We start from the raw sequence: 18,696 nt of genomic DNA, 5'->3' as shown, positions 1-18,696 counted from the left end.
TACCGCAATTCTTCGAAGCTTCCGCGAATAGGAGAGTGTACGAATGACCACGGCGGTCAAGAACGACAGGCTCAAGAAGCGTTTCGAGAAGTGGGACGTCAACGGCAACGGCAGGATCGAAAGGTCCGACTTCGAGGCCGAGGCCACCCGGATCATCGACGCGTTCGGCGAGGACCACGCGTCGCCACAGGCCCGCGCGGTGAAGGACTCGTTCCTGACGATGTACGAGTACCTGGCCGGCAAGGCGGGTGTCGGCCCGAACGGCTCGTTGAACGAGCAGCAGTTCACGCAGGTGATCGAAGCGCAGATCTTCCAGGAGGGCGACGCGGGATTCTCGCGCGTGGTCCGTCCGACCATCGCGGCGATCGTCGGCCTGTGCGACACCGACGGCGACGGCGAGGTCAACCAGAAGGAGTTCGCCAAGTGGCTGAACGCCATCGGTGTCGAAGCCTCGGCCGTGGCTCCCGCGTTCCGGGCCATCGACGTCAACGGCAACGGGAAGCTGACCGTCGACGAACTCGTGCACGCGGTCCGTGACTACCATCTCGGCAAGAGCGACGTGCCGCTGCTGGGCAAATGACGGTGACCTGACAGCGTGGTGGTGAGTGGCTCTCCGGCGCGGAGGCCGCTCACCACCGGCCGCGGAAGCTGACTTCCCGTTCCGGCTTCAGGCCGAGCTCCTCGCCGGTGACGGGCAGCGCGGTGTGGATGAGAATGTTGTAGTGGTTGGGAAAATGGCAGCCGTCGAAGCCGAGGACGGTGCCGACGAGTTCGCCGCCGATCCACACCTCGTCGCCCCGGTCGATCACGCCGGCCCGCGCTATTTCGGCGAAGCCGAGGAAGCCGACGTGGTCGATGCGCGCTCCCGGCTCCGTGTCGTCATGGCTGGTCGTGACGAGTTCGTGTACCTCGCCGACGCGGACGCACCGGCTGGCGAACGGTTCGAGACTCATTCCCCGGTCGTCACGGTGATGTACGAGCACCTTCACCACTGTGCCGATGATCTCGCGTTTCGGTCCGTCTTCCCGCATCGTTCTCCCTTCGATAACACTCGTCCACTATGGACAGTGCGTCGAGGCCGCTGTCGCGCCAAGCCCCGCCCGTGCGTACGGCCTGTGCGAACTCACGCAGCAGTCCGGCGTACTCGTGCCACAGCGACTCCTTGAACTCCGGATAACCGGCGAGCAGGTCGGCACGCAGGACGGTGCCGTCGGTCAGCCGGACCTCGACATCCTTGACCTCACCGGGAAACGACCAGTCGAGTTCCACGACAGCGCCTTCCAGCACGAGCGTCGCCCGCCGGTCGACACCGTCCGCGTCACGGCTGATCCGGACGTCCCGCAGCACCATCGAGCCGAGGAACAATTGGACGAGGTCGAGGGCGTTCGGCCCGTTGTCCGCCACGCAGCCACCGCCGCACCGCGTCGCGTCGAGGTACCAGCGATCCCCGCCGACGTGCTCTTCGATCCGCTCCAGATAGCGCACCGTCAGCGAAGCGATCGGTGGCCCGCCGACGAGCCGCTCACGCAGGGCGAGCACGTTGCCGTTGTACCTGCGGTGGAAAGCGGTGAACAGCGCGACGTCCCGCCGCGCCGCCCTCGCCACGAGATCCTCGCCGTCGGCGAGCCTGGTGGCGATCGGCTTCTCCACGCACACCGGCAGGCCGGCGTCCAGCACGTCCCGGCACACGGTGGCGTGGACGTCGTTGGGCGCGGTCACGATCACCGCGTCGAGCCCGCCGTCGGCGAGCATCTCGCGATGATCGCGATAGCCGGGCACAGCGCTTTTCGCGAGTTTGGCCGGGTCGAGATCGCAGACCGCGGCGAGCGCGAACTCCCGCGATCGCTCCAGCGCGGCGAGGTAGAACTTCGAGATGACACCGAGTCCGACGACTCCGGCCCGGATCATCCTGGCGTCCTTTCCAGTGCCGCGCGGAGTTCCTCGTGGACCGCGTCAGGAACCGGCACACCGTGGTCGCGGAACCGGGCCGCGCGCTCGCCCTCGTGCCAGCCGGGGTAGGCGACCGGGGAGGCGGGATCACGGGCGGGCCAGCCACGCACGGCGGTGAAGAGCGCGGACGCGTCGGAGGCGAATCCGGAGCGCAACACTTCTGGGGCGATCGCCAGCGCCAGGACCCCGATGTCGTCGTCTCGGTCCGCGTCGGCGGAGGTCGCGCCGAGCGTGGCGCCGGGCACCAGCGCGCCGAGCACCTCGACGAGCAGACCGAGCCCGAATCCCTTGTACGCCCCCGTTTCGGGAGCGCCGCCCAGCCACTGCAGGTGAGCTTCACCGCGGTCGAACGCGGCGGGATCGGTCACCGGTGAACCGTCGTCGTCGGCGAGCCACCCAGGCGGGATCTCCCGGCCTTCCCGTGCCGCGGCCCGGATCCGGCCGGTCGGGACGACCGTGGTGCTCATGTCGAGGACGAACGGATGCGCGCCACCGGCGGGGCAGGCCAGCGCGAGCGGGTTCGTGCCGAGCATCGCGGCCGCGCCGCCCGGTGGCGGGGCGATGCGCTGCCCGCCGCAGTTCGAGGCGATGAGGCCGATCATGCCGTGCGTGACGGCGCGCGCGGCGTGGTGACCGGCGCAGCCGATATGCGTGGCCCCGCGCAGCGACACCATGCCGACGCCGTGCCGTGAAGCCCTGGCGCACGCCAATTCCATCGCCTGCGACGCCGACCACAAGCCGAGCGTGCGGCGGGCGTCGGCGAGGACACACGCGCCGAGATCGGTCTCGACGACCATGTCCGCCTTCGGCTCCGCGCGTCCTTGGTCGAGCAGGGGGAGGTACAGCCGGGTCAGATTGACCAGGCCGTGCGAGGTCACCCCGGTCAGGTCACCGTGGCACAACGCGGTGGCGGCGATCACCGCCCGGTCCTCGGGCATCCCGCGGTCCACGAAAACCGTGGTGACCTGGGAAAGCAAGGCCGGATAGGGCACCAGCACGGTCATGCTCCTCCATTCCGGCTGAACCGCACGACGATCTCGCGCACGAGCTCACTGAACCGGTCGAGTTCTTCGACATCGGCGTATTCCCCGCGCGAATGGGCGTTGTTGGCGCCCAGCGAACCGGGACCGAGAACGGCCGTCCGGGCGCCGGGGACTCCGGCGAGCCACAGGGCGTCGCAGGTGAATCCGGGCTCGTCGTCCGGCCAGCGCGGAACGAACGCGTCCAGCAGCGGAATGTCCTGCACCGGCAAAGCGGGCAGATCGCGTTTCAGCCACCGCAGGCCGGTGATCGCCGCGGCGTCCGTCGCGGTGCGGGCGAAGGACGGCGACTCCCGGAACCGGGAAACGAACCCGGCGATGCCGGTGCGCAGCCCGTCCTCCAGAGCGGAAGTCATCTTCGCCGCTACTTCTTCGCAGTCGTAAGGAATGTTGAGCAGAAGCTCTCCGCTGCCGTACACCCTGTTGTGCAACCGTCCGGTGTGCAGCCCGGCCACACAGACCTGACCGTGCTTCGCCAGGTCGTCCGCGAGGTGCTGGGCGAGGAAGCCCAGCAGAACCGTCGCGTTGTGCCCCCGGTGCGGCTCGTCGTCGATGGCGTCTTCACCCTCCACACGCACGCACGCGGTCATCGACGCCGAGCATCGGGGCAGGTACCGCAGCCCGGTCGGCTCGCAGAAGATGTTGAGAGCGCCGTGAAATCCCGCTTCGACGAGCGGCCGCGTGCCGAAGGTGCCCATCGCGCCGCCCTCCTCACCGGACACGGCCTGGATGAGGACACCGGTATCCCGGCCGACCGCCGGATCCGCCGCGATGGCGGCCCGGACACCGGCCAGCAGCGCCACAGCGGGTCCTTTCGCGTCGATCGCGCCGCGTCCGGTGAACCTGGTGCCGTCGAAACCCGCCGGTTCGAACGGCGCCACCGTGTCGAGGTGCACGTTGAACAGCACGGCGGGAGCGGCCGGGCCGATCCGCAGCGCGAGGCTCGGCTGGCAAGCGAGGAACTCCGGCCCGGCGTCGCGGACCGCGAGGGGAACACCGGGGCGGTCCAGCACCGACGTGTCCGGGGCGGCGAGACTCAGGACGTCGAAACCGATTTCGGTCGCGGCGTCGGCGTAGGCGCGCATCGCGTCCCAAAGCCGGACCTCGCCGGTGGTCTCGAGCGGACCGGCCGTCGGCAGGTCGAGTAGCCGCAACAGCAGGTCCCGATCCGAGGGGATCATTGGACCAGCCCGGCCATAGCGTGGCCCGCGGCGACGAACGCGGAGATCGCGCCGGGTGCCGGCACACCCTGTTCGTGCGGTTGTATCGCGAGATGCGGCTCCAAGGACCACGCGCCCTGGTAGCCGTTGGCTCGGAGGAGTTTCACGCAGTCGGCGACCCGCGCGGCGCCCTGACCGGGAAGGGTGAAGCCGCGCTCGTCCGCGTCTTTGATGTGGACGTGTTCGACGTGGCAGGCGATGTCGGCGAGCAGGTCGAATCCGTCGTACCCGTGGGCGACGCCGTTTCCCGTGTCGAACAACAACTTCAGCGCCGGGCTGGCGACCTCGTCCAGCAGTTCGAGCATGCGCTCGGCCTTGGTCCCCGCCCAGCCCGAGCAGTTCTCGTGCAGCAGCGTCACCCCGTGCTTTTCGGCGCGTTCGGCGAGGACGGTGATCCGCGCGATGACCTGAGCGCGCCATCGGTGATCGCTCAGCCCGTCGTTGGGATAGGACATGATCCGGAGGTAGCGGGTGCCGACCGTCTTGGCCCGCCCGGCGAGTACGTCGAGTTCGACAAGGTCGTGCCGGAAATCGGTGCCGATCGGCCGGGCCCAGCCACCGATCCGGGACGCCAGGCAGACCACGCGCACTCCCTGGTGCGACAAGGTGGTCGCGACGGCGTCGAACCGTTCGTCGGAGAGGTCGGCGATGGCGGCGTTGTCGACGCTGCGCAGTTCGATCGCCTTCCACCCCAGTGCGTCGAGCACCGAGAGCTGGCCGCCGAGGTCCGCCGCCGCCTCGTCCGTGATGCCGGCGAGCACCGGGTCATCCGGCATGGGTGGCCACCGCGTCGGGTTCGGGACGCCTCGGCCGGGAGACCGGTTCCGCGCAGATGTTCTTGGCCACCGAAAGCAGCCGCACCACCTCGGTGGCGAAGGTGAACCCCTGGGTCTGCTCCCCGTCCAGCCGGAACTTCCGGTAGGCCTCGAACATCCACTCGGTCATCGCGTCGTCCCGCAGCACGACGTGCTCGGACCGGCCGTTCGAAGACAGCGTCAGCTGGGAGTGGTGGTCGTCGCCGCTCACCGCGAAATGCCCGACAGCGGTGCCCTGTTCGAATTCGAGGGTGACCCGCCGTTCCCGCACCGGGGAAGTGAGGTCCGAACGGATCTCCGTGTGGATACCCGAGTTGTGCCGGAGCCCGATCGTGGCGCCGCCCATCCGGGGGCCGATGTTGCCCTCGACTTCGAGATCGGTCCCGGACGCGTGGGTGACCCGTGCGGCGCCCGCGAGCCGCAGCGCGAGCGCGACCCCGTGCGGCAGTTCGACGTCGAAGGCGGTCGGATGCCCAGGCCGGACGAGTGAACGGCGGAATCTCGGCTTGTTCTGGACGATGTCGATCGACTTCGCGGCGCCGAACCGGCCGTCGCGGATCAGCTCGACCAACCGTGCGGTGAGTGTGCTGGCGAGCCAGGGCTCGACGACCTCGACATGCAGCTTGTACTTGCGGCGCAGGCGGATGATGCGGGCGAGGTCGTCGATGTCGGCGGCGAGCGGTTTCTCCACGATCACCTTGCGGAAGCCCAGCGTGGCGAGCTCGGTGAGCACCGTGAGACGTTCGGTCGGCGGTGTGCAGACGTGGGCGACGGTGTCGTCGGGATCGAGCCCGGTGGCCGCGGCGTCGATGGTCGGCGCGACCACGAGACCCGGCCGGGAGGCGACGTTCTGTCGCGGCTCGCACGCCGTGACGGGGCCATCGTCGAAGAGCTGAGGGGTTCGTTCGCGGAGTTTGGCCAAGACCGGAAGATGCAGACCCGCGCCGGCGCGGCCGAGTCCCACAACGAATGAACGCACTGGTGAGTCTGCTCCTCGAGTTTCGCAATTCGAAATCCATTTCAAAACTGACATCACGAAGATCAAGTGTCAATGCTTCGGTCCCGGGTTGACCAGGAAGTGCGAACCTGCCTGCTTGCCGGATTGCCTGACCTACGCTCGGGAACGGTTCCTACGCCACCGGAGGTGGGTACGCTGTCGGTGTCTTTCCACAACCAATCGGCCACATTCGAGCGAACCTGGACCAGTACCAGGCGACATATTCTCGACGTGATCGAGAATGGCAAGTATTCGCACGGTCGCAAGGTGGCCGAGCTCGAAGCCGCGCTGGCGGCGTACACGGGCGCGAAGTTCGTCATCGGGGTGAACAGCGGAACGGACGCGCTCGTCCTCTTGCTACGGGCGGCGGGTCTCCGGTCCGGTGAGGAAGTGGTCGTCCCGGCCTTCTCCTTCGGCGCGACGGCGACCTCGGTCGTGCTCGCGGGCGGCACCCCGGTCTTCGCCGACATCGAGCCGGACGGGTACGGGATCGACCCCGCCGCGGTGGCCGACGCCGCGGGGGAGCGCACCCGGTTCGTCATGCCGACGCATCTGTTCTCGCAGCTCGCGGACATCGACGGGGTCCTCGGCGTCGCGCGCCGCCTCGGGCTCACGGTGATCGAGGACAGCGCGGAGGCCATCGGCATGCGGCACCGCGGCACCCACGCGGGACTGTTCGGCGCCGGTGGCGTGCTGTCGTTCTTCCCGACGAAGACGCTGGGCGCGCTCGGTGACGCGGGTGCGGTGCTCACCGACGACCCGCGGATCGCGGGGACCGTCGACGGGCTCCGCCACCACGGCCGGTTCGGCGGCACGATCGCCGACTTCCCCGCGATCTCGACGGAGACCGGGTTGCCCGGTGTGAACAGCAAGATGGACGACATCCAGGCGGCCGTCCTTCTCGCGAAGCTCACCGGGCTCGACGACGACATCGCCCGGCGCGCGGAACTGGCTTCCCGGTACAACGAGGCGCTCTCGGACGTGGCCGGGGTACGCAAGCTGCCGGTGACGCGGCCGGACAGCGTGTTCTACGTGTACGTGGTCGAGGTGGACTCGCGGGACGATCTGGCGGCGCATCTGGCGGCGAAAGGCGTGCAGACCGAGGTGTACTACCCGACGCCGCTTCATCTGCAACCCTGCTTCGCCGGACTCGGCTATCGAAAGGGTGATTTCCCGAACGCCGAGAATGCCTGCCGTCACACTCTCGCGTTACCGCTGTATCCGGATATGCCGGCCGCCGATTGCGACCGGGTCTGCGACTCGATCCGCGATTTCTTTCCGGGGCGGCGCGGATGACGCTGCCGTTCTTCCCGACGGATCTCTTCGACGACGACCGCGAAGAACTTCTGGACATCGTCAGGATGGTCGGTCTCGCGCCGGAACAGAAATTCATTCTCGGAGTGCATACTGCCCGATTCGAGCAGGTCATCCGTGATTCGGTCGGTGCCGCGGACGCGATTGCTTGCGGAAGTGGAACCTCCGCGCTGATGCTGGTGCTGCGCGCGATGGACGTCGGCGCCGGGGACGAGGTGATCGTGCCCGCCTTCGGGTGCGCACCGCTCGCGGCCGCGCCCGCGCTGCTCGGCGCGACGCCGGTGTTCGCCGACATCGACCCGTGGACCATGGTCGTCGACCCCGCCGAGGTCGCCCGGCTGATCACCCCGCGCACCAAGGTGATCATGCCGGCGCACATGTTCTCGGTCATGGCGGACATGCCCGCGTTGCGCCGGATCGCCACCGACGCGGGCGTGCGGCTGCTGGAGGATTCCGCCGTCGCACAGGGCGGGACGCTCGCGGGCACCCCGGCCGGGCGGTGGGGCGACGCGGGGGTGTACTCGTTCGTGCAGGTCAAGACGTTCGGCATGCCGGGCGAGGGCGGAATGGTCGTCACCGGCGACCGCGAGCTCGGCTCGGTGGTACGGATGTTGCGCAACCACGGCCAGGACGGCAAGAGCCGCTTCCTGTATCACCGTGTCGGGTACAACAGCCGGTTCGACGAGATCATGGCGGCGTTCCAGCTGTACCGGTTCCCGACCCTGTCCGCCCGGCTCGAACGAAGGGCACGGATCGGCGAGTACTACACCGGACGGTTCGCCGAACTGGCCGGTTGCGGTGTGCTCGCGCCGCCTCCGGCTCGCGACGGACGGTGCTACTACGTCTATTCGCTCCTGAGCGAGCGCCGGGACGAACTCCGGGACCACTTGGCGGCGCAAGGGATCGGCTCGCACGTGTACTACCGGGCGCCGTTGCCGCGGCAGCCCGCTTTCGTCGGCTACACCCGGCCGGGCGACGCCTGGCCCGCGGCGGAGTCGGCCGCGCGGCGCACGCTGGCCATCCCGATCTACCCGCATCTGACCGACGAGCAGGTGGAACGCATCGCGGACGCGGTGTGCCGATTCGCGAAGGAGTCGTGATGCAGCAGGTAACCCGGACCCCCGCGCCGAGTGAGGTCGCCGACGAGTGGCGCAGACGCGCGGAGCGCCCCGGACTGGCCCGGGTCATGCGGGCCTCCCAGCCCGCCGAACTCGCGGCCGAAACGACCGCGCGCACCATCCGGCTCGTCACGAGCCTGCTGCGTTCACTCGGCGGGGTGGGGGCCGCGCTGGAGATCGGGTGCGGGATGGGCAGGCTCACCCCGGCGATCGCGGCGCAGGCCCGCACGGTGACGGCGATCGACATGACCCCGCGGATGCTCGCGCTGGCCAAGGAGAACTGCGCCCATCTGTCTACTGTGGACTTCGTGCACACGACCGTCCAGCGGCTTCCCTGGCAGGACAGGCGATTCGACGCCGCCGTCTGCGTGTGGGTGCTGATGCACGTCCTGGACGACGACGAGATCGCCGGAGCGTGCCGGGCGATCGCCGCGGCGGCCCGGCATCTCGTCCTGGTGGAGTACGAGGAGGCCGACGTCCCGGTCGGCAGGTTCTCGAGGTTGCGGACCGTGGAGGAGTACTTGGCCCTTCTTCCCGGCGCCCACCTGCTCGAACGGCGTGAGCTGCATTATGGCGGCGACCGGTCGTTCGCCGCGCTGATCGCGCTGGACGACCCGCGATGACCACCCTTGCCGTCACTCGCGGCAAAGCGTACTTCCGGCTCGCGAAGCTCGACATCGTCGACTACTACCTCGGCGTGATCCTGGTGTGGACGCTGCTCGCGCCGACGTCGAGGTTCGACGCGAGTGTCCTGGCGTCGGTCGGGGTGTTCCTGCTCGGCGAGGTGTTCGTGATCGCGGCGATGGTCGCGCTGGACGACCTCACCGGTTACCGCGACGGCAGCGACATCACGAACTACTCGCCCGACGACCTCCGGCGCAAGCGGTACCGCAAGCCACTGGTGGCGGGAACGCTGAACGAGGACCAGGTGCTGCGGTTCGCGTGGGCGACCGGTGTCATCGGTGCGGCCTTGTGGCTCGCGGCCATCGCGATCGCCCCCAACCGTCCTGTGTGGACTGTCGTGCTCATCGTCGTCACCTACGTCTTCTCGTTGCAGTACTCCTGGGGCGTGAAGCTCAGCTATCACGGCTTCCAGGAGTTCTTCATCGCGGCGCTCGGCTGGGCGCTGGTGCTGGCACCGTACGGTCTCGCCTCCGGTGAGTTCACCGGATTCGCGCTCGCCCAGGCCTTGCTGTTCGGGCTGGGGCCGCTGCTGTTCGGCGTCTACTCCAACACCAACGACGTCGAGGGCGATCGGCGGGTCGGCAGGCCGACGGTCGCGGCCCTGACCTCCCCGCGGGGCAACATGTTCTTCGTGATCGCCGTTTCGGCGGCCGAGTTCGCGCTGATCCTCGCCGTACCCGCGCTCGGCGGCCCGTGGTGGTTCCCGCTCGCGCTGTCGCCCACGATCGTGGCGCGGATCCGGCAGTTGTGGCTCGGGTTCGCGCAGGACGACATCCTGCGGGCGCGGATGCTCGGCATCCGGATCCACCGGCTCACCGTGCTGATACTGGTCGTGGTGAACCTGGTGGTGATCACGTGACCGACGTCGACGTGGCGGTGGTCGGCGCGGGCGTCGCCGGGCTCACCGCCGCGTACCGGCTCGGCCGGTCGGGGCGGGAGGCGCGGGTCTTCGAAGCGGCCGACGTGGTCGGCGGCCGGATGACGACGTTGCGCGAGGACGGCTATCTGATCGACACCTGTGCCGAGCAGATGGCCGAGCGGGGTTACGAGGCGACCTGGCGGCTGCTGGCGGAACTGGGCGTCGACGCCGCCGCGGCGCCCCGGATCGGCCGTGGCATCGCGATGTGGCGCGGCCGGGCGCGGTCCGGCGTCGCGCAGCCGCGAGGACTGCTCACCGGAGCGGGGCTGTCCCTCCGGGCGCGGCTGGACGCGGCGCGCGTGATCCGGGGGAGCTTCGACACCGAACGCCCGGAGGCCTCCCGGCTGGGTGAGACCACCGTCGCGGAGTTCGCCGCACCACATCATCCGGATCTCCTGGACTACCTGCTACAGCCGGTGGTCTCCGGCTTCTTCGGCTGGGATCCGGCGCGTTCGGCGGCCGCACCCCTGCTCGCCCTGCTGACCGCGGTGGGACCGCCGCCGACCTGGCGGGCGTACCGCGACGGCATGGACACCTTCGCCCGCGCTCTCGCCGCGAAAACGGACGTCAGCACGGGGTTCCGGGTCGATCAGGTCATCGATGACGGTTCCTCGGCGCGGATCCTCAGCGGCACGCGCGAGATCACGGCGCGCGCGGTCGTGCTGGCCGTGCCCGCCCCGGTGGCCGCGCGGCTGCACCCGCGGCACGGTTCGGACTTCCTCGACGCCTGCTCGTTCACCCCGGTCGTCAAGGCGCATCTGCTGCTCGATCGTCCGCTCGGTGGTCCCGACTACGCCATGGTCGTGCCGACCGCGGAGAACGGCACGGTGTCGACGGTCATCTTCGACCATCTGAAACACCCCGGCCGCGCGCCGGACGGCCGCGGACTGGTCACGCTCATGGCCCATCCGGCCGTGGTACCGGAGCTGCTCGACGCCTCCGACGAGGACGTGGCGAGCCGGTTGGCAGGAGCCGCCGAACCTCTCGTTCCCGGCCTGAATTCGGCGACCCGCCGCTCGATCGTCCGGCGGGTTCGGCACGCGGCGCCCGAAGCGACGCCTCGGGCGCTCGCCCTGCGGGCCTCGTTCGAGGCGGGTCTCGGCCGTGGCGTCGTCGACTACGCGGGTGACTGGGTGTTCCTGAGCCCGTGCAGCGAAGCGGCCGTCCGGTCCGGTATCCGGGCCGCACGACGGCTCGCCACTAGTCCGGCGGAGGAAAGGGCCCGATGAAACCGCACGACATGGGAACGCTGTTCGACCAGTGCGCGCACACCGGTACGAGGGTCCACCTCGACCGGCCGTTCGACATCGCGCCGATGCGCGGCACCGAGTACACGGTCGCCGAACTCGCCGGGCTGGTGCGGGACGCCGCGGGATGGTTGTCCGAAGCCGGTGTGGGGCCGGGGGACCGGGTGGCCATCGTCAAGCGCAACCACTGGGACTACGACCTGCTCGCCTGCGCCGCGGTGCGGATCGGGGCGGTCCCGGCGAAGCTGTCCGGCCTGCTGCCGGACGACACGGTGGAGCTCCTGCTGAAACGCCTCGGTCCCGCGGTGCTCGTCACCGATCGCCCGGCCCCTGGCGCGGACCGGGTCCTGCGGGTCGAGGAGTTCGCCGCCGCGTCGCCGCCCGCGCCGCACCGGAGGCACGACGACGAACCGCTGCTCATCTGCCACACCTCGGGAACGACCGGAACACCGAAACTGGTCGTCCACACGACGCGGACGATCATCGACCGGCTGGCGCGGCCGGAGTCGGTCCGCTGGCCCGTCCTCGGGCTCCGGCGTGACGACGTGCTGGGCAACGCCAGCGCGTACGCGCACGGCCGCACCTTCTGCTGGACGGCGTCGGCACTGTGCCTCGCGCCGAAGGAGATCGTGATCCTGAGCGATTCCTCTTCGGCGGCAAAGGTGTTCGGCCGTCATCGGCCGACCGTCATCGAGGCACTCCCGTCGGCATACGTGCGCTGGCGGCCGCTCGCGGACACGCTGGAGAACCCGTTCCGCCGCGTGCGGAGGTTCGTCAGCACCTACGACGCCGTGCATCCTCCGGTGATCAGGACGATGCTCCACGCGACCCGCCGGAAGCGTCCACTGTGGATGCAGGGCTGGGGTCAATCGGAGACGGGACCGCTCTCGTTCCGGTTCTTCACCAGACGTTCCGCGCATACGACGCGCGATCTCGGCAGGCCGTTGCCGGGCCTCGCCCGGTTGCGGGTCGTCGACCCGGAGACCGCGGAACCGGTGCCGCGGGGCACCGCCGGGCTGGTGCTGGCCCGCACTCGCGCCCGATGCGTGGCGTACGTGGGTGAACAGGACCGGTGGGAGGCCAAGGCCCACGGACCGTGGTGGAACACCGGAGACCTCGGCGTGGTGAGCCGGACCGGCGCGGTGACCCTGCTGGATCGCGAGGTCGACAGCGTTCCCGGAATGAGCTGCCTCGCCGTGGAGGACCAGATCGAGGACCGCCTCCCGGCCATCGCCGAATGCGTGCTGCTTTCCGCGGCGGGACAGGCGCCGATCCCGGTCGTCGTGACCGACACCGGCCTCGATCCGGCGCGCTGGCGGGCCGCGGTACTCGACCTGCCGCCGCTGGGGGAGCCGGTGGTGCTCCGGTGGGACGAGGTCCCGAGAACGGGCACCGGGAAGGTGCGGCGACTGGAACTGCTGGCGCGGCTGACCGGGACGGCCGAAACGCACGGATCGGGAAGGTGGACGTGACAACGGCTTACGTGTTCGACAACGACAGTGGACACGCCATCGAACAGCATCGCTGTCTTTCCGAGGCGTATGACCCGATCACGTTGGCGCGGCTGGGGGAGACCGGCGTCGGTGATGGCTGGGCTTGCCTCGAGGTCGGCGCGGGCGGCAGCGGCGTCGCACAGTGGCTCGCCGCCAGGGTGGCGCCGACCGGGTCGGTGCTGGCGACCGACATCAAGACCGGCCACCTCGCCTCCGGGCCGGGGTTGACCGTGCTCCGGCACGACATCGTCCGAGATCCGTTGCCCCGCGACGATTTCGACCTCATCCACGCCAGGCTGGTACTGCAGCATCTGCCCGAGCGGGAGGCCGTGCTTCGAAAGCTGGTGCGTGCCCTCAAACCGGGCGGCTGGATGCAGATCGACGAGTTCGACATCTCCTACGGTCCGGTGCTGCTCGCGCCCGACGCGCGATCGGCGGAACTCTACGAGAAGTTCCTGGCGGCCAAGGAAAAGACGTTCACCATGGCGGGCGGGGACGGCACGTGGGGCCGCCGCGCCGCCGCGTCGATGGCCGCCGCCGGCCTGGTCGACGTCGATCCGGTGCCCGTGCTGTTCCCGTGGCGGGCGGGCTCACCCGGGCTGAACCTGCTGATCCACCACACCCATCACCTGCGGGACAAGCTGATCGCGGCCGGCCTGACCGACGACGAGCTCGCCGAGGTGCGTGCGGTCATGGCGGATCCGGGCTTCCGCGCGTCGTCGTGCGTCGTGTACTCCGTGCACGGCAGGCGCGCCGGATGAGCGCCGCACTCGACACCGTGACCGTGGCAGGCCCCGTCGACCTGCCGCTGGCCGGTGAGCTCGACGTGCAAGCCGCCTGCGGGATCATGCACGTACACGGCCGGAGGTCCGGCGGGCCGACCCGGCTGGGCCTCGACTACGCGTCCATCCTCGCGGCCGAACTCGCCGAGCTGGGCACCGTCGCGCTGAAGCTCGCCCACGGCCGGGGCATCCCGCTGCGCGGCGTGTCCACTTCACTGGCGCAGGCGGCTTTGCTGGCGATCTCGCAGTATCTCGCGGCGGCGACGACCGACGACGATCACGAGGAGCCGCTGGTTCCCGGCGGACCGCCTTTCCCTTCGGCCGACGGGGTCTTCTTCGAGATCGAGACCCTCGATCCGGCGGTGTGGCAACGATTCTGGGCGGGTCTCGGTGTCGACGAGCGAACGACTTCCCATGGCTGGCGGCCGTTCATGCAACGCTTCGCCACCGCGACCTGCCCCTTGCCGCCGCGGCTGACGGAAACCCTTGCCGCCCGGCCGATCGCCGACATCGAGGACGTCGCCGTCCGGTCCGGGATGACGCTGGTGCGAGTGGCGGACCGCCCGATCGAGATCTCGCCCGCGTTCGTCGTGCGCGGCGAGGGCCGCGGGTACCGGCCGGTCCGGCCGGTGGAGCCACTTCCGTTGTCCGGTTTGGTCGTGCTCGAATCCTGCCGCCGGGTCCAGGGTCCGTTGGCGGGACACCTGCTCCGGCTGCTCGGCGCGACGGTGCTGAGGATCGAACCGCCGGGCGGCGACCCGCTGCGCTGGGTCCCGCCGATCGCCGGGCGGACTTCGGCCAGGTTCCGCGCGCTCAACGACGGCAAGGAAGCCGTCGAGATCGACCTGAGCACCCCGGAAGGCAGGAACCACCTGCTCGAACTCGCCGTCGGCGCCGACGTGTTCCTGCACAACTGGGCACCGGGCAAGGCCGGGCGATGGTCGCTGCGCGCTCTCGATCTGGCGCGTGCCCGGCCGGGGATCCTGTACGCGCACGCGTCGGGATGGGGCACCGAACTGGGCCCGGAACCCCCGGTGGGCACGGATTTCGTCGTGCAGGCCCACGCGGGGATCCCGTCGTCGCTGATGACGATCGTCGACGTGTTCGGCGGCGTCGTCTGCGCACACGGGATCGTGACGGGCCTGGCCCGTGGCGCCACCCGTGTCGACTCGTCGCTCCTGTCCGCGGCGGGCAGGCTCAACGCGGGCGCGCGGCGGACCTGCGATCGCCCGCTCACCGTTCCGGTGTGCGACGACCTCGCCGCCCTCGCCGCGGATCCCCGCTTTTCCCGCGCGCTGATCCACACCGACTGCGTACTCGTCGGATCGCCGTGGGAATTCAGGTCATGACCTGGGTGTCGGCGACCGGGGTGATCCTGCGTGACCTCGTGCCCGCCGCGTTACGCCGCGAATGGGTCCGATGTGGACATTGCCCGGATCGCGAGCTGTACTCGTTGTTCCGTGACCGGGTGCGCGAGCATCCGCTTCGCACGGCGGTGATCGACGACGAGGGCGCGCTCGACTACACGACGCTGGACACCGCGGTGCGGAAACTGGCGGCCCGGCTTTCGGTCGCCGGATGCGGTTCGACGGATATCGTCGCGGTGCGGGAACCCGACGGGCGGGACGCGGTGATCGCCGAACTGGCCGTCTTCGCACTCGGCGCCGTGGTCTTGCCACTGCCGTCCGGCTCGGACAGCCTCCTCGACCGCGCGGGTGTCCGGTTCGTCATCGAGAACGGACGAGTGGAGGGATCGTCGGATCCGCGCCGCGCCGCACACATCCGTCCGCATCCGGACGCTCCGGCCCGGATCCTGGTGTCGTCCGGCTCGGAGGCCGAGCCGAAGATGGTCGCCTACTCGCACAACGCTTTCGCCGGCGGCCGGGCCAACTATCTCCGTGCCGTCCATGGCGGCACCACGGCGCCTCGCGACCTGGTCCTCGTCTCGCTGACCTCGGGATTCGGTTCGTTCGGAGTGCCGGTGACACTGTGCCGCGCCGGGGGCACGCTGATTTTGACACGCCGATTCGAGGCGGGCGCGGCGCTCCGGCTGATCACCGAGCACCGTCCGACGCAGGTGTTCGCCGTACCTGCGATGTGGCGGCGCATGGTCGAGCACCCCGCGACGGTGGACACCTCCGGACTCGTGTCCATCGTGTCGAGCGGTGACACGCTGCCGCCGTCGACACGCGACGCTTGCCGTCGGCGGTTCGGCGTCCGGATGATCGACATCTACGGCTCGTCCGACGGCGTCAACTGTCATACGACGGAGCCGGAGAACGGTGTCGGCGTCCCGGATCCCGCCGTCTGCGAGATCCGCCTCGTCGACGGCGAGATCTGCGCACGAGGTCCCATGACACCGTTGTGCTACGTCGCCGCGCCGGAACTGGACGCCACGAACCGGCTCGACGGGGGCTGGGTGCGGACGGGTGACAACGGCCGGTTCGACGAGCAGGGCAGGCTCCACGTCACCGGCAGGCGCAAACGCGTGGTGATCCGCGGCGGGTACACGATCAGCCCGGCCGAGGTCGAGCTCGCGATCGGGGACCATCCCGCGATCAGCGAGGTCGCCTGCGTCCCGGTCCCGGACACCGGCCTGGGGGAACGGCTCTGCGCCTGCGTGACCGTCCGTGACGGACACTCGCCGACGTTGCCCGAGCTCACGGCGTTCCTCACCGCCGGAGGCCTCGCCGTCCGCAAACTGCCGGAACTCCTGCTCACCCTTCCCGAACTCCCGCTGGGCCGGACCGGCAAGGTCTGTCATCGCACGCTCGCCAGTCTCGCGGCCCGCCGCTGCCCGTCATGATTCGCGTGCCCGCAACCGGGCGCTCGAAGATCGGCAACGGGACCGACGAGACAGGAGATGCCGTGCGACCAGGCATTTATTTGAGGGGTAAGGCAAAGGTGGCGTGACCGGGTCTCCTCGACCATCCACAAAGGGCGCTCTCTGAGAGCCGAACGTCCGATTGGCATCCATGTGGGGGGTTCTTGGCCGGGGCCGTGAGTGGCAATGAGGGTTCTATTGAGTAGAAGGTCAAAGGTGTCGCGTCGCGGGGATTCGCTCGCAGCCGCGGGGCGACCGTGTCGCGAAAGCCACTTTCGGGACGTCAGGCGTCGCGAAAGTGGCTTTCGCGACGCATCTCGACCACGGGTTCAGCGACGAACGCGACACGTTCGCCTTACCCCTCAATGGGATGCCGCTACGGCGTCGCGAGTCCTGTCGCCGCAGACGACGGAACTGGGGTTTTCGGGAGCGGTCCCTCGGTGCGGGACGGCTAACCCGGTACGACCAGGCCGGATTCGTAGGCGAGTACCACGAGTTGCGCGCGGTCGCGGGCGTGGAGTTTGGTCATGGCGCGGTTGACGTGGGTTTTCGCGGTCAACGGGCTGATCACCATCCGGTCGGCGATCTCGTCGTTGGACAGGCCTTGTGCGACCAGGGCGACGGCTTCGCGTTCCCGGTTCGTCAGTTCCTTCAACCCGTTTCCGGTGCCGGTGCGGGGCGGCTGGGTGACGTACCGGTCGATCAGCTTGCGGGTGATCGACGGAGCGAGCAGGGCGTCACCGCGCGCGGCGACGCGTACGGCGTGAAGGAAGTCCTCGGGCTCGATGTCCTTGACGAGGAACCCCGCCGCGCCCGCGCGAAGGGCGTTGAAGACGTACTCGTCCAGGCCGTAGTTGGTCAGGATGACGACGTGCACGCCGGACAGGGCCGGGTCGGCGGCGATGCGCCGGGTCGCTTCGATGCCGTCGACGACGGGCATCTGGATGTCGATGAGCGCGATGTCGGGCAGGTGCTCCTTGGCGAGTGCCACGCCTTCGCGGCCGTCGGCGGCTTCGGCCACGACCTCGATGTCGTCCTCGACGTCGAGCAGCGCGCGGAACCCGCTGCGCAGGAGCGGCTGGTCGTCGACCAACAGGACACGGATCACTTTCGCTCCACGGGAAGTTCGGCCTGGACGGAGAAGCCGCCCGCGGTTCGCGGTCCGGCGTGGAGCCTGCCGCCGAGAGCGGTGACCCGTTCACGCATCCCCAGCAGCCCGACACCGGGGATCGGCTCGGTGTCCGGGGTGGCCTTGCCGTCGTCGTCGACCTGGATGGCGACGACGCCCGGAAGGTGATCGATCCGGATCGACGCGGTCGTGGCCCCGGCGTGCCGGGCGATGTTCGTCAAGGACTCCTGGACGATCCGGTACGCGGTGCGGTCCACCGCCGCGGGCAGGTCGTGCCGTTGCCCCTCGACGATGAACGTCGCGTCCAGACCGGTCGCCTGTGCCCGTTCCACCAGGTCGGCGATCCGGTCGAGCCCGTGCGGCGGATTCGTCTCATCGTCACGCAGGGCTTCCAGGGTCGCCCGCAGTTCCCGGGTCGCTTCCCGGCCCGCCTCCCGGATCGCCAGCAACGATTCCGGCACCGGCTCGCCCCGTTTGGTCGCCAGGTGGACGGCGACTTCGGCCTGCACCTTGATGACGGAGATCTGGTGGGTGAGGGAATCGTGCAGTTCCCGCGCGATGTGCAGCCGCTCCTCGTCGGCCCGGCGCCGCGCGGCCTCCTCGCGGGTGCGCTCGGCTTCGTCGGCCCGGCGTTCGGCCTGTCGCAACGCTTCGCCCGCCGCGCCGGCAGCGATCAGCCAAGCCAGCTGGAGAGCGTCCCGGCTTTGGGTGAGTGCGTCACTCACGGCGGTGGCGTTGCCGGACGCCAGGATCGCCAGCGGCAGCGCGCCGACCATGAGCAGCGATCCGGCCACGGCGACGATCCAGTGACCGGCCCGGACGGCGGCGTGGACGGCGACCAGATAGGCGACGACGGGCACGGTGAAACCGACGGCCTGGTATCCCAGCGCGCACACGCCGGTCACGGCCAGCACCGTGAGCGGAGCCCGGCGGTGCGCGGCGAGCGCCAGGCCACCGGCTGCCAGCAGCACGTAGCCCAGCGGGTCGAAACTCGAGGAGGAGCCGGAAAGTTCCGTGACCAGGAGAACCGCCGTCACCCCGGCGGCGATCGCCCAGTCCCAGATCCCGATCCGGCCCCTGCTCATGCGTGCACACTAGCCAGCCGTCCGGCCGCGCGACTCCTCCGCGGGGACGATCCGCCGGCTACCGCGCACGCAGTAGTTC

At 69.8% G+C, this 18,696-nt stretch carries 18 protein-coding genes; 10 read left to right on the top strand and 8 right to left on the bottom strand.

What is annotated here, in order from left to right; all coding sequences use genetic code 11:
- Nucleotides 1–43 precede the first annotated feature (43 nt).
- Complete coding sequence (locus tag ACLJO0_RS43680; protein ID WP_410585783.1) at nt 44–580, top strand: EF-hand domain-containing protein; 537 nt, start codon at nt 44–46, stop codon at nt 578–580.
- A 49-nt stretch (nt 581–629) separates the two neighbouring features.
- Here ACLJO0_RS43680 and ACLJO0_RS43675 read toward each other — a convergent pair whose 3' ends face one another.
- From ACLJO0_RS43675 to ACLJO0_RS43650, 6 genes are read right to left on the bottom strand one after another with little or no spacing between them, the layout of a single operon-like run.
- Nucleotides 630–1,031 carry a DUF6917 domain-containing protein gene (locus tag ACLJO0_RS43675; protein ID WP_410585782.1) on the bottom strand — a complete coding sequence of 134 codons (402 nt, stop codon included), beginning with the start codon at nt 1,029–1,031 and terminating at the stop codon, nt 630–632.
- Nucleotides 964–1,908, bottom strand: a complete 945-nt coding sequence (locus ACLJO0_RS43670; RefSeq protein WP_410585781.1) for a Gfo/Idh/MocA family protein — start codon at nt 1,906–1,908, stop codon at nt 964–966. Before ACLJO0_RS43670 ends, ACLJO0_RS43675 begins: the two co-directional genes overlap by 68 nt.
- Nucleotides 1,905–2,954, bottom strand: a complete 1,050-nt coding sequence (locus tag ACLJO0_RS43665; RefSeq protein ID WP_410585780.1) for an Ldh family oxidoreductase — start codon at nt 2,952–2,954, stop codon at nt 1,905–1,907. Before ACLJO0_RS43665 ends, ACLJO0_RS43670 begins: the two co-directional genes overlap by 4 nt.
- Nucleotides 2,951–4,171, bottom strand: a complete 1,221-nt coding sequence (locus ACLJO0_RS43660; RefSeq protein WP_410585779.1) for a M20/M25/M40 family metallo-hydrolase — start codon at nt 4,169–4,171, stop codon at nt 2,951–2,953. The genes ACLJO0_RS43665 and ACLJO0_RS43660 overlap by 4 nt, the downstream gene beginning before the upstream one ends.
- Entirely contained in the window at nt 4,168–4,986 is an 819-nt protein-coding gene (locus tag ACLJO0_RS43655; protein ID WP_410585778.1) for a sugar phosphate isomerase/epimerase family protein, read from the bottom strand. The genes ACLJO0_RS43660 and ACLJO0_RS43655 overlap by 4 nt, the downstream gene beginning before the upstream one ends.
- Nucleotides 4,976–6,004 carry a Gfo/Idh/MocA family oxidoreductase gene (locus tag ACLJO0_RS43650; RefSeq protein WP_410585777.1) on the bottom strand — a complete coding sequence of 343 codons (1,029 nt, stop codon included), beginning with the start codon at nt 6,002–6,004 and terminating at the stop codon, nt 4,976–4,978. Before ACLJO0_RS43650 ends, ACLJO0_RS43655 begins: the two co-directional genes overlap by 11 nt.
- Before the next feature lie 99 nt (nt 6,005–6,103).
- Here ACLJO0_RS43650 and ACLJO0_RS43645 point away from each other — a divergent pair, with 99 nt between their 5' ends.
- The 9 genes from ACLJO0_RS43645 to ACLJO0_RS43605 are packed head-to-tail and all read left to right on the top strand — an operon-like array spanning nt 6,104 to nt 16,385.
- Complete coding sequence (locus tag ACLJO0_RS43645) at nt 6,104–7,318, top strand: DegT/DnrJ/EryC1/StrS family aminotransferase (protein ID WP_410585776.1); 1,215 nt, start codon at nt 6,104–6,106, stop codon at nt 7,316–7,318.
- Nucleotides 7,315–8,436: a DegT/DnrJ/EryC1/StrS family aminotransferase gene (locus ACLJO0_RS43640; RefSeq protein ID WP_410585775.1), complete on the top strand. Its 1,122-nt coding sequence runs from the start codon at nt 7,315–7,317 to the stop codon at nt 8,434–8,436. Before ACLJO0_RS43645 ends, ACLJO0_RS43640 begins: the two co-directional genes overlap by 4 nt.
- Nucleotides 8,436–9,077 carry a class I SAM-dependent methyltransferase gene (locus ACLJO0_RS43635; RefSeq protein ID WP_410585774.1) on the top strand — a complete coding sequence of 214 codons (642 nt, stop codon included), beginning with the start codon at nt 8,436–8,438 and terminating at the stop codon, nt 9,075–9,077. Before ACLJO0_RS43640 ends, ACLJO0_RS43635 begins: the two co-directional genes overlap by 1 nt.
- Nucleotides 9,074–9,997 (top strand): UbiA family prenyltransferase, encoded by a 924-nt coding sequence (locus ACLJO0_RS43630; RefSeq protein ID WP_410585773.1) that lies wholly within the window; start codon nt 9,074–9,076, stop codon nt 9,995–9,997. The genes ACLJO0_RS43635 and ACLJO0_RS43630 overlap by 4 nt, the downstream gene beginning before the upstream one ends.
- Complete coding sequence (locus ACLJO0_RS43625) at nt 9,994–11,286, top strand: protoporphyrinogen/coproporphyrinogen oxidase (RefSeq protein ID WP_410585772.1); 1,293 nt, start codon at nt 9,994–9,996, stop codon at nt 11,284–11,286. The genes ACLJO0_RS43630 and ACLJO0_RS43625 overlap by 4 nt, the downstream gene beginning before the upstream one ends.
- Nucleotides 11,283–12,776, top strand: coding sequence for a class I adenylate-forming enzyme family protein (locus ACLJO0_RS43620; protein WP_410585771.1), 1,494 nt, complete (start codon nt 11,283–11,285; stop codon nt 12,774–12,776). Before ACLJO0_RS43625 ends, ACLJO0_RS43620 begins: the two co-directional genes overlap by 4 nt.
- The gene (locus ACLJO0_RS43615; RefSeq protein WP_410585770.1) at nt 12,767–13,558 is read left to right on the top strand and encodes a class I SAM-dependent methyltransferase; all 792 of its coding nucleotides are present in this window, start codon (nt 12,767–12,769) and stop codon (nt 13,556–13,558) included. Before ACLJO0_RS43620 ends, ACLJO0_RS43615 begins: the two co-directional genes overlap by 10 nt.
- Nucleotides 13,555–14,928, top strand: coding sequence for a CoA transferase (locus ACLJO0_RS43610; RefSeq protein ID WP_410585769.1), 1,374 nt, complete (start codon nt 13,555–13,557; stop codon nt 14,926–14,928). The genes ACLJO0_RS43615 and ACLJO0_RS43610 overlap by 4 nt, the downstream gene beginning before the upstream one ends.
- The gene (locus ACLJO0_RS43605) at nt 14,925–16,385 is read left to right on the top strand and encodes a class I adenylate-forming enzyme family protein (RefSeq protein WP_410585768.1); all 1,461 of its coding nucleotides are present in this window, start codon (nt 14,925–14,927) and stop codon (nt 16,383–16,385) included. Before ACLJO0_RS43610 ends, ACLJO0_RS43605 begins: the two co-directional genes overlap by 4 nt.
- A 469-nt stretch (nt 16,386–16,854) precedes the next feature.
- Here ACLJO0_RS43605 and ACLJO0_RS43600 read toward each other — a convergent pair whose 3' ends face one another.
- Nucleotides 16,855–17,511, bottom strand: a complete 657-nt coding sequence (locus ACLJO0_RS43600) for a response regulator (protein ID WP_410585767.1) — start codon at nt 17,509–17,511, stop codon at nt 16,855–16,857.
- Nucleotides 17,508–18,617 carry a sensor histidine kinase gene (locus tag ACLJO0_RS43595; protein ID WP_410585766.1) on the bottom strand — a complete coding sequence of 370 codons (1,110 nt, stop codon included), beginning with the start codon at nt 18,615–18,617 and terminating at the stop codon, nt 17,508–17,510. Before ACLJO0_RS43595 ends, ACLJO0_RS43600 begins: the two co-directional genes overlap by 4 nt.
- Between the last annotated feature and the right edge of the window lie 79 nt (nt 18,618–18,696).

Origin of the sequence: Amycolatopsis sp. lyj-108, from assembly GCF_046549005.1 — a bacterium.
GTDB lineage: Bacteria > Actinomycetota > Actinomycetes > Mycobacteriales > Pseudonocardiaceae > Amycolatopsis.
The sequence above is the reverse complement of the archived record's forward strand: the minus strand, read 5'-3'. Positions and strand labels throughout refer to the sequence as shown.

Bases quoted from the DNA above. Each gene is read 5' to 3' on its own strand.
- ACLJO0_RS43680 (WP_410585783.1), top strand. From the start codon at position 44: ATGACCACGGCGGTCAAGAACGACAGGCTCAAGAAGCGTTTCGAGAAG.
- ACLJO0_RS43675 (WP_410585782.1), bottom strand. From the start codon at position 1,031: ATGCGGGAAGACGGACCGAAACGCGAGATCATCGGCACAGTGGTGAAG.
- ACLJO0_RS43670 (WP_410585781.1), bottom strand. From the start codon at position 1,908: ATGATCCGGGCCGGAGTCGTCGGACTCGGTGTCATCTCGAAGTTCTAC.
- ACLJO0_RS43665 (WP_410585780.1), bottom strand. From the start codon at position 2,954: ATGACCGTGCTGGTGCCCTATCCGGCCTTGCTTTCCCAGGTCACCACG.
- ACLJO0_RS43660 (WP_410585779.1), bottom strand. From the start codon at position 4,171: ATGATCCCCTCGGATCGGGACCTGCTGTTGCGGCTACTCGACCTGCCG.
- ACLJO0_RS43655 (WP_410585778.1), bottom strand. From the start codon at position 4,986: ATGCCGGATGACCCGGTGCTCGCCGGCATCACGGACGAGGCGGCGGCG.
- ACLJO0_RS43640 (WP_410585775.1), top strand. From the start codon at position 7,315: ATGACGCTGCCGTTCTTCCCGACGGATCTCTTCGACGACGACCGCGAA.
- ACLJO0_RS43635 (WP_410585774.1), top strand. From the start codon at position 8,436: ATGCAGCAGGTAACCCGGACCCCCGCGCCGAGTGAGGTCGCCGACGAG.
- ACLJO0_RS43630 (WP_410585773.1), top strand. From the start codon at position 9,074: ATGACCACCCTTGCCGTCACTCGCGGCAAAGCGTACTTCCGGCTCGCG.
- ACLJO0_RS43620 (WP_410585771.1), top strand. From the start codon at position 11,283: ATGAAACCGCACGACATGGGAACGCTGTTCGACCAGTGCGCGCACACC.
- ACLJO0_RS43610 (WP_410585769.1), top strand. From the start codon at position 13,555: ATGAGCGCCGCACTCGACACCGTGACCGTGGCAGGCCCCGTCGACCTG.
- ACLJO0_RS43605 (WP_410585768.1), top strand. From the start codon at position 14,925: ATGACCTGGGTGTCGGCGACCGGGGTGATCCTGCGTGACCTCGTGCCC.
- ACLJO0_RS43595 (WP_410585766.1), bottom strand. From the start codon at position 18,617: ATGAGCAGGGGCCGGATCGGGATCTGGGACTGGGCGATCGCCGCCGGG.